The sequence below is a fragment of the Amycolatopsis sp. NPDC057786 genome (assembly GCF_042797905.1).
GTDB lineage: Bacteria > Actinomycetota > Actinomycetes > Mycobacteriales > Pseudonocardiaceae > Amycolatopsis.
This window is the reverse complement of record NZ_JBHVKW010000068.1, coordinates 37,964-46,826: the sequence shown is the minus strand read 5'-3', so window position 1 is coordinate 46,826 and position 8,863 is coordinate 37,964. Positions and strand designations below refer to the sequence as shown.

Sequence of the window (8,863 nt, the reverse complement as noted above, 5' to 3'; positions counted from 1 at the left end):
TGGCACACCCCAGCCGAAGCCCTCGAAGCACTACTCTCAGGCCAACAAACAATGCGTGTTGCAACCACCACGTGAATCCACCAGGCCTTCACGGATTTCCGGACCGGTACGGTGCCGCACGTGACCGAGCACCGCAAGCTGCCGAAGGGGCCGCACAACCTCAGCCGCGACGAGGTCGCCGGAACCCAGCGCGCCCGGCTGATCGACGCGGTATTGGAGAACACCGGCAAGCGCGGCTACGTCGCCACGACCGTCGGCCACATCACCGCGACGGCGGGCGTGTCCCGGACCTCGTTCTACGAACAGTTCACCGGCAAACAGGACGCGTTCCTCGCCGCCTACCGCGAGATCACCACCGAGTTCATCACCCAGGGCGTCGCCGTGGGCGCCGAGGCCGCGACCCCGCTGGCCGCCGTCGCCGCCTGCTGCGACTTCCTCGTCGATTACGTGCACCGGCGTCCCCTCGCCGTCCGCGCCGTCCTGCTGGAGATCTACGCACTCGGCGACGCAGGCCTCGAAGTACGGGAGAACACCTTGCGTGCCGGGGAAGCCGTCTTCGACCGGACTGCGAGATGGCTGCGTGCCACCGACCCCGCGCTGCCGTCACCGCCGCCGTTCACGGCGCGCACGGTCGTCGCCGCCACCATCGAACTGATCACCCAGGCCATTTGGATCGGCACCGAAGACGCGTACGGCCAGGCACGCGAAGCTGTCCGCTACACGTGGCTGCTCGGCTTGTTCGGACACCGGAGCGTCGACGCCTAGGGCGTACTTCATAGTGAGGGTGGGTGCGCCGCGAAAGCCACTTTCGGGACGTCTGATGTCCCGAAAGTGGCTTTCGCGACATGTGCACCGGGGCGCCGGCTTCGAGCGGGACGCGTCCTAGCGGGCGAGGCGCCGCCGCTCGAAGTCGACGATCAGCTTCGGGTACCGGCGCGGGAGCAGCCGGACGAGCCGGTCGACCAGTTTCGCGTCGTTCCCGACGAGCACGCGCGGTTTCCCGGCCTCGACCCCGTCGACGATGATGCGGGCGGCCTGATCCGCCGGCATCTTCAGCAGCTTTTCGTTGTACACGCGGACGCGTTCCCGCTGTTCGGCGGTGGGCTCGATACCGCGCGCCTCGGCTTCCTTCAACGCCGCCGAGGCGATACCGGTCTTGACCCCGCCGGGATGGACGACGGTCACCCGCACCGGATGCCCGCCCGCGATCATCTCGGTACGCAGCGCCTCGGTGAACCCGCGGACGCCGAACTTGCTGGCGCAGTAGGCGCTGAGCGTCGGCTGGGCCATGAAACCGTTGAGGCTGGAGATGTTCACGACGTGGCCGTCGCCGGAATCGATCAGATGCGGCAGGAAGGCCTTGGTGCCGTTGATGACGCCGAAGAGGTTGACCGCGAGTGTCCGGTCGTACAGCTCCCATTCGGCGTCGAGCACGGTCTGGCCGCCGCCCGCGATCCCCGCGTTGTTGTAGATCTGGTGCACCACACCGAACTGACCGGCGACCGCGGTCGCGTACGCCAGCACGGCCGCCCGATCGCTGACGTCCAGCGCGGCGCCCTGCACCTCCGCGCCCAGGGCCTTGACCTCGGCGACGGTCTCGGCCAGCCCGGTTTCGTCCACATCGGACACCGCGAGCCGGGCTCGGCGCCGCGCGAGTTCGAGGGCCAGCTGACGGCCGATCCCCGAACCGGCACCGGTGACGACGGCGACCTTGCCGCGCACGCCGCTCATCGCGTTTCCCCTGCCGGGTCGAGGGCCAGTTCGGCGGTGAGTTCGACGAGCCGATCGACCAGGTCTGGGGCGATGTGGTGCCCCATTCCGGGGATTTCGACGTAGCGGGCACCCCTGATGGCCTTGGCGGTCGCCCGCCCGCCGCTGTGGTGGACCATGCGGTCGGTGTCGCCGTGGACCACGACCGTCGGGCAGGCGATGCGGGCGAGTTCCGCGGTGCGGTCGCCGCTGGCCTGGATCGCGCCGATCTGGCGCGCGATACCGCTGCGGGCGCGCCGTCCCCCGGCCCGTTCCCACAGGCCCTCGGCCCAGGCCGTTTCGACGTCCTTGTCCAGTGGGAACGTGGCCGAGCCGAGGTGACCCATCAACGACAGGTGCCCGGCCACGGATTCCTCGACCGTCCGGGCGGGCCGCCTCGCCATGCGCACCAGCGTCGACTTCGCGGGCTGCCCGACGCGGCGATGCCCGGTCGTGGAGAAGATCGACGTCAGCGACAGGACCCGGCCGGGGTTCCGGGCGGCGACGGTCTGCGCGATCATGCCGCCCATCGACATGCCGACCAGATGCGTCTTCCCGACGCCGAGGTGGTCCAGCAGGCCGACGGTGTCCGCCGCCATGTCGCCAAGGTCGTAGGCGTCCGGCAGCGGCCGGGCCAGCAGTTGCCGGAGCTTGCCGGGATTCGGCGCCTTGATGCGATCCGAGCAGCCCGCGTCCCGGTTGTCGAACCGGATGACGCGGAAACCACGGCCGGTGAACCCCTCGATCATCGGCCGCGGCCACGACGTGAGATCCAGGCCGAGACCGGCGATCAGCACCAGCGGCACCCCGTCGGCCGGGCCGTCCTCGCGGTAGCAGATCCGGGGGCCGCCGGGCAGTTCGGCGAAACCGTCGGTCACGAGTTCACCGCTTCCCGGACCTCGACGCGGGAGAAGTGCAGCTCCGGATCGGTGATGTCGTCCGCGCGCAGCAGCTTGATGTCGGAGTGGTAACTCATCGACGTCAGCCACGGCATGCGGTCACCCTGACGCGGGAGCTGGTCGAGCGCGCGCTGGACGTACCCGGCGGCGAAGTCCAGGAACGGCTTCGTCGGCATGTCCGGGTCGGCGACGACGGGACGGCAGACGTCATAACCGTGGGCGTCCATATGCGCCAGCAGACGGCAGAAGTGCTCGCACAGCAGGCCGATCTTGAGCGTCCACGACGAGTTCGTGTAGCCGATCGCGAACGCGGCGTTCGGCACGTCCGAAAGCATCATTCCCTTGTACGCGACGGTTTCCGGCAGGATCACCGGTTTCCCGTCGACGCTGAGCTTCGCTCCGCCGAACACCTGGAGGTTCAGGCCGGTGGCGGTGACGATGATGTCCGCCTCCAGCTCACGCCCGGATTCGAGCAGGATCCCCTTCTCGGTGAAGGTCGCGATCTTGTCGGTGACGACGTCGGCCTTGCCCTTGCGGATGGCGGCGAACAGGTCCCCGCCGGGCACGGCGCACAGCCGCTGGTCCCACGGGTCGTACGGCGGGTTGAAGTGCTCGTCGACCGGATAGCCCTTGGGAAGCTGCTTCTTGTTGACGTAACGGATGAGCCCGCGAGCGGTCTTCGGGAACTTCTGGCAGAACTGCCAGACCGCCAGTCCCTTGCGGATGTTCTTGCGGCGGGTGAGCGCGTAGGCCCGCTCTTCGCCGAGGATCTTGCGCAGGCCGTTGGCGATCTTGTCCTCGCGCGGCACCGGCATGACGTAGGTCGGAGTGCGCTGCAGCATCGTCACGTGTGCCGCGGTGCCCGCCATCGCCGGGATCAGGGTGACCGCGGTGGCGCCGCTGCCGATCACGACGACACGTTTGCCCGCATAGTCGAGGTCCTCGGGCCAGTGCTGCGGGTGGACGATCGTGCCTGCGAACCGGTCCCTGCCCTCGAAACGCGGGGTGAAGCCCTCGTCGTAGCGGTAGTAGCCGCCGGCATTGAACAGCCAGCCCGCGCTGAGGCTCGTGCGCTCGCCCGTGTCGGCCCGCTCGATCTCGAGCAGCCAGCGGGCCTCATCGCTCGACCAGGCGGCCGAGAGCAGCTTGTGGTGATAGCGGATGCTGGGTTCGAGGCCGTTCTCGGCGACCGTCTCGCGCAGGTACGACAGGATCCGCGGCGCGTCGGCGATGGACTGCTTGTCCCGCCACGGCTTGAACTCGTAGCCGAAGGTGTGGAGATCGGAGTCCGACCGGATGCCCGGATAGCGGAACAGGTCCCAGGTGCCGCCGGACGTGCCGCGGGCCTCCAGGATGGCGAACGTCTTGCCAGGGTTCTCGGTCTTCAGGTAGCGCGCGGCCCCGATCCCGGAAATCCCGGCACCGATGATGACCACGTCGAGATGCTCGACGGGTGTGCTCGTCGTCATGCGGTACTCCAGCCTCGTCTCGGTTGCCTCCACGATGCGGGTCCACCGAGGAATTGCGCTAGCGCTATCTGCACCATCATGATGTATGGATGGTGCAAAGTGCCGCATCGCCGTGGCCGACCCTCTCGCCCGAGGCACGTGATCTCTTCCGGCGGGGCGCGGAGATCGTGCTGCATCCACGCGCCGAATGGATCGAGGAGCTGCACGAGGCCTCGCTCGGCGGGGGCAGTATGCGCGCGGTCGCCGAGGACCCCGTGCTCACCGAGGGGACCAAACGCGCCAATCTGGCGAATCTGCTGCACTGGGCGGCCGCCAACGTGCAGCGCCCCGGTGAGCGCGTCGCCGCCAACCTGAACCAGGAAGTGCTCGACGGCGCTCGTGACATGGTCCGCCGCGGCTTCGACTCCGGCGGCCTCGACGCCTACCGGCGGGCGCAGGGAGTGGCCTGGCGCCGGTGGATCGAGATCTGTTTCGACCTCACGTCGGATCCGGTCCTGCTCCGCGAACTGCTGGACGTCTCGTCGTTGTCGATCACCACGTTCATCGAGGACACCGTCGCCGCCGTGTCGGAACGGATGGCCGCCGAACGCTCGGAACTGACCCGCGGCGCCCACGCGGAACGGCGGGCCACGGTCACCCTGCTGCTGGAAGGCGCGCCCATCAGCCGCTCGCGGGCCGAGGCCCAGCTCGGCTACCCGCTCGCCGGACCGCATACGGCCGCGATCGTCTGGAGCGGCTCGGCGACCCCGTCGTCCCAGCAGCTCGAAACCGCCGCGGAAACGCTCATGCGGGCGAGTGGCGCCTCGCACCGGTTGACCGTCGTCGCCAGCGCCGCCGCCCTGTGGGTCTGGCTGCCCGGCCGGACCCCACCGCGCGCGGACCGGCTCGCCGAAGACCTAGCGCCGCATCCCGACGTCCGGGTGGCGCTGGGACGGCCCGGCGGCGGGATCGACGGGTTCCGCCGCAGCCATCTGGACGCCGCCGCCACCCAGCGGATGCTCGCCCGGCTCACCTCGCCGCAGCAGATCGCGCGGTACCAGGACATCCAGCTGCTCGCCCTGCTCACCGGCGATCCGGCGCAGGCGGGCGAATTCATCGCCGACACCCTCGGCGAACTGCGGCACGCCGACGCCGAGACCCGGGAGACCGTGCGGGCCTACGTACACGAACTCGGGAACACGACACGGACCGCGGAACGGCTCTACACCCATCGGAACACCGTCGTCCGGCGGCTGGCACGGGCCGACGAACTGCTCCCCCGGCCGCTGGCGGAGAACGCGGTGGACGTGGCCGTCGCACTGGAAACGTTGCGGTGGCTGGGAAGCGGCGCCTGACGTTCAGGACAGCGGAAGGTCGAAGTTCCGGAGCATGGCGCGTTGTTCGGCGGTCAGCTCGCCCTCGACCGTGATGGTGAACGGAGGAGTTTCCTTGCGGGAGCGGAGGAAGTTGCTCCAGGCGATGCCCAGATTCGCCAGCCCGGTCAGCGAGCCGATGGACATGCGGATGACCTCGAAGGTCCCCCTCTCCCCCGTGCTCCGCGAGCCCGCGAGGCTGATCGTCGCGGACCGCGTCACATCGGCGTCGTCGCGGAGCCGGCTGTAGAACTCGGTCAGCGCTTGTTCGTCGCCGGCGGCGTTGATCGTCAGCTCCACGGGGACCTCCCTCGACGCGCTATCCCTAGCAGTCGCGGCCTTGGCCCGAGGTGTAACAGGAATCGGCGCCGACGCGCGAAACGTCTAGATTGACGGCATGGTTTCCATCGCCGAGAAGGCCACCCGGCTGCAGGAATTGCACGCCGCCCCCGAACTGCTGCTCGTCGTCAACGTGTGGGACGCGATCACCGCGAAGGTCGTCGCCGAAACCCCAGGTACGCAGGCACTCGCCACCCCGAGCCACGGTATCGCCGCCGCCCGCGGCTACCCCGACGGCGAGGTCATCCCCCGCGACGAGATGATCGCCGAGGTCGCCCTGATCGTCCGGGTGGCGGGCGATCTGCCGGTCACCGCGGACCTGGAGGCGGGTTACGGCGACCCTGGCGGCACGGTCGCCCGCGCGATCGAGGCGGGCGCGGTCGGCTGCAACCTCGAAGACCAGATGAAGCCGCTGGACGAGTCGGTCAAGGCCGTCGAAGCCGCGGTCGCCGCCGCCCAGTCCGCCGGGATCGACTTCGTGCTCAACGCCCGCACCGACGCCTTCCTCCGGGCGGGCGACCGCGACCCCGATGAGGTGCTGGCCGACGCGATCGCCCGCGGCCGCGCGTACCTGGACGCCGGCGCATCGAACGTCTTCGTACCCGGCAAGCTCGACGAGACCCAGGTCGGCAGGCTGGTCGAAGCGCTGGGTGAGCGCAAGGTGAACCTGATCGGCGTGCCTGGCTCGATCCCGCTGGCCACCGCGCAGAAGCTCGGCGTCTCCCGGGTGTCCTACGGGCCGTTCAGCCAGAACGTCGCGCTCACCGCGCTGGCGAAGCTCGCCGAGGACGTCTACGCCGGCGGCGGCCTGCCCGCCGACATGCGCAAGCTGAACTGAGCGAGCCGGGGCCCGTCACAGTAGGGTCCCACGCATGGTGCGCGGAGTCGGCCGGACGGAAGGCATCCTGCTGGCCGGCTCCGTTCTCGTCGTGCTCGTGCTGACCGGAGTCCAGGCCAGGTCGCCCGGCACCTGGCTGCTGGAAGTCGTCTGGGTGCTGATCGGGCTGCCGCTGGTGGTGCTCCTGCGCAAACGTTTTCCCTTGACCCGGTTGCTGTGCTGGTTGCTGGTGCTGCACGCGATCGTGCTCTGTTACGGCGGGCAGTACACCTACGCGGAGACCCCGGCCGGGGAATGGGTGCAGGGGCTGATGGGCACCCAGCGGAACAACTACGACCGGTTCGCCCACGTCGTCCAGGGTTTCGTCCCGGCGATCGCCGTGCGCGAGGTGCTTCTGCGCCGGACCCCGCTGCGGCCCGGTGCCTGGGTCGCGTTCCTGACCGTCTGCGTCTGCGTGACGATCGCCGCCGGTTTCGAGTTCGTGGAATGGTTCAGCGCCATGGTCGCCGGTGCGGGCGCGGACGACTTCCTCGGCACACAGGGAGACGTCTGGGACACGCAGTGGGACATGTTCCTTTGCCTGTGCGGCGCGGTGCTCTCCCTGCTGATCTGGCGCAGGGTGCACGATCGGCAACTTTCGGGCGCGTAGGCCGCGTTTCACGAACCGCCTGTAATCCAGGTAACCAAGCAACGATCTCCTGTTCTGCGTGTCCGGCACGGCAGATACGGTCCTCGGCATGACTCTGCGAGCCGCGGCGGTGCGGCGGAAACCGGTCGCCGATCTGATCGCCGACAGTGATCACGGCACGCTGAAGCGATCACTCGGCCTCGGGCAGCTGACCATGCTCAGCATCGGCGCGACGCTGGGCAGCGGGATCTTCGTCGTACTCGGCGAAGCGGTCCCCGTGGCGGGCCCCGCGGTCGTCCTGTCGTTCGTGCTCGCCGGTATCACCGCGCTGTTCTCGGCACTCTCCTACGCCGAACTCGCCGGAATGATCCCGGTGTCCGGTTCGTCCTACTCCTACGCGTACGCCACGCTCGGCGAGCTGGTCGCCTGGGTCTGCGGCTGGTGCCTGGTGCTCGAGTACGGCGTCTCGGTGGCGTCGGTGGCCGTCGGCTGGGGGCAGTACCTCAACGAACTGCTGCGGCTGGCGTTCGGTTTCGCCATCCCCGACGCGTTCAGCCAGCCGCCGGGCTCGGGCGGGATCGTCAACGTCCCGGCCATCGTCGTCGTGCTGCTCGCCATGTTCCTGTTGCTGTCCGGTGCGAAGGAGAGCGCGCGGGCCAACGCGATCATGGTCGTGATCAAGGTCGGCACGCTGGTGCTGTTCTGCGCGATCGCGTTCTCGGCGGTGCGGGCGGCGAACTTCGCCCCGTTCCTGCCGCTCGGCCTTGCCGGACTCAGCGCCGGTGCCGCGAAACTCTTCTTCTCCTACATCGGTTTCGACGCGGCCTCCACCGCGGGCGAGGAGGCGAAGAACCCGCAGCGGGACCTGCCGAGGGCGATCCTGCTCTCGCTCGCGATCGTCACCGTGCTGTACTGCCTCGTCGCCGTCGCCGCGGTCGGCGCCCTGCCCTGGCAGGACTTCGACGGCCAGGAGGCCGCGCTCTCGCACGTGCTCGGCGCCGTGTCCGACAACCCGCTGTGGGCCGGGCTGCTCGCCGTCGGCGCGATCGTGGCGATCTCCAGCGTCGTGCTGACCGTCCTCTACGGACAGACGCGCATCCTGTTCTCGATGTCCCGCGACGGACTGGTGCCCGCCTCCCTGTCCAAAGTGGACCCGAAGACCGGCACGCCGAGGATCAACACCCTGGTGGTCTCCGGTTTCGTCGCGGCGCTGGCCGCGTTCATCCCGCTCGGGAAACTGGCCGACGCCACCAGTATCGGCACGCTGTTCGCCTTCGGGCTGGTGAACGTCGCCGTCCTGCTGCTGCGCAAGCGCCAACCGGAGGCACCGCGCTCGTTCCGCGTGCCGTTCTCCCCCGTCACGCCGATCCTCGGGGTGTTGTGCTGCGGCTACATGATGCTCAGCCTCGACGGCGAGACCTGGATCGTCTTCGCCGGCTGGATGGCGCTCGGCCTGCTCATCTACTTCGGTTACAGCATGCGCCGATCCCGGCTGGCCGTGGATTCGCCCGTTCGCCGCCATAATTCCTAGCCTGTCCAGCCGCAGTCCGGGCTCGATCATTGAATGACGGTGATCGGTAGGGGACACT

Annotated in this window: 9 protein-coding genes; 5 read left to right on the top strand and 4 right to left on the bottom strand. The window is 69.1% G+C overall.

What is annotated here, in order from left to right:
- Window positions 1-120 precede the first annotated feature (120 nt).
- Complete coding sequence (locus ACFVM3_RS28545; RefSeq protein WP_378443065.1) at window positions 121-765, top strand: TetR/AcrR family transcriptional regulator; 645 nt, start codon at window positions 121-123, stop codon at window positions 763-765.
- 117 nt (window positions 766-882) lie between these two features.
- Here ACFVM3_RS28545 and ACFVM3_RS28540 read toward each other — a convergent pair whose 3' ends face one another.
- Genes ACFVM3_RS28540 through ACFVM3_RS28530 form a run of 3 tightly spaced genes read right to left on the bottom strand, consistent with a single transcriptional unit; the run spans window position 883 to window position 4,117 of the window.
- A complete protein-coding gene (locus ACFVM3_RS28540; protein WP_378443064.1) occupies window positions 883-1,731 on the bottom strand; it encodes an SDR family NAD(P)-dependent oxidoreductase in 849 nt (282 codons plus the stop codon).
- Window positions 1,728-2,627 carry an alpha/beta fold hydrolase gene (locus tag ACFVM3_RS28535; protein WP_378443063.1) on the bottom strand — a complete coding sequence of 300 codons (900 nt, stop codon included), beginning with the start codon at window positions 2,625-2,627 and terminating at the stop codon, window positions 1,728-1,730. The genes ACFVM3_RS28540 and ACFVM3_RS28535 overlap by 4 nt, the downstream gene beginning before the upstream one ends.
- Window positions 2,624-4,117: a flavin-containing monooxygenase gene (locus tag ACFVM3_RS28530; protein ID WP_378443062.1), complete on the bottom strand. Its 1,494-nt coding sequence runs from the start codon at window positions 4,115-4,117 to the stop codon at window positions 2,624-2,626. Before ACFVM3_RS28530 ends, ACFVM3_RS28535 begins: the two co-directional genes overlap by 4 nt.
- An 89-nt stretch (window positions 4,118-4,206) precedes the next feature.
- Here ACFVM3_RS28530 and ACFVM3_RS28525 point away from each other — a divergent pair, with 89 nt between their 5' ends.
- Complete coding sequence (locus ACFVM3_RS28525; RefSeq protein WP_378443061.1) at window positions 4,207-5,451, top strand: PucR family transcriptional regulator; 1,245 nt, start codon at window positions 4,207-4,209, stop codon at window positions 5,449-5,451.
- Window positions 5,452-5,454: 3 nt separating this feature from the next.
- Here ACFVM3_RS28525 and ACFVM3_RS28520 read toward each other — a convergent pair whose 3' ends face one another.
- A complete protein-coding gene (locus ACFVM3_RS28520; protein ID WP_378443060.1) occupies window positions 5,455-5,769 on the bottom strand; it encodes a hypothetical protein in 315 nt (104 codons plus the stop codon).
- A 97-nt stretch (window positions 5,770-5,866) separates the two neighbouring features.
- Between ACFVM3_RS28520 and ACFVM3_RS28515 the strand changes: the two genes are divergently transcribed.
- The 3 genes from ACFVM3_RS28515 (at window position 5,867) to ACFVM3_RS28505 (ending at window position 8,805) form a co-directional block, all read left to right on the top strand.
- Window positions 5,867-6,646, top strand: a complete 780-nt coding sequence (locus tag ACFVM3_RS28515) for an isocitrate lyase/phosphoenolpyruvate mutase family protein (protein WP_378443059.1) — start codon at window positions 5,867-5,869, stop codon at window positions 6,644-6,646.
- Window positions 6,647-6,680: 34 nt separating this feature from the next.
- On the top strand, window positions 6,681-7,295 hold the full coding sequence (locus ACFVM3_RS28510) for a DUF2238 domain-containing protein (protein ID WP_378443058.1): 615 nt from the start codon (window positions 6,681-6,683) through the stop codon (window positions 7,293-7,295).
- Window positions 7,296-7,383: 88 nt separating this feature from the next.
- Window positions 7,384-8,805, top strand: a complete 1,422-nt coding sequence (locus ACFVM3_RS28505; protein ID WP_378443057.1) for an amino acid permease — start codon at window positions 7,384-7,386, stop codon at window positions 8,803-8,805.
- Window positions 8,806-8,863 lie beyond the last annotated feature (58 nt).

What these genes read in the sequence shown, in the direction of transcription:
- ACFVM3_RS28540 (WP_378443064.1), bottom strand. Translation starts at nt 1,731, where the DNA reads ATGAGCGGCGTGCGCGGCAAGGTCGCCGTCGTCACCGGTGCCGGTTCG.
- ACFVM3_RS28530 (WP_378443062.1), bottom strand. Translation starts at nt 4,117, where the DNA reads ATGACGACGAGCACACCCGTCGAGCATCTCGACGTGGTCATCATCGGT.
- ACFVM3_RS28525 (WP_378443061.1), top strand. Translation starts at nt 4,207, where the DNA reads ATGGTGCAAAGTGCCGCATCGCCGTGGCCGACCCTCTCGCCCGAGGCA.
- ACFVM3_RS28515 (WP_378443059.1), top strand. Translation starts at nt 5,867, where the DNA reads ATGGTTTCCATCGCCGAGAAGGCCACCCGGCTGCAGGAATTGCACGCC.
- ACFVM3_RS28510 (WP_378443058.1), top strand. Translation starts at nt 6,681, where the DNA reads ATGGTGCGCGGAGTCGGCCGGACGGAAGGCATCCTGCTGGCCGGCTCC.
- ACFVM3_RS28505 (WP_378443057.1), top strand. Translation starts at nt 7,384, where the DNA reads ATGACTCTGCGAGCCGCGGCGGTGCGGCGGAAACCGGTCGCCGATCTG.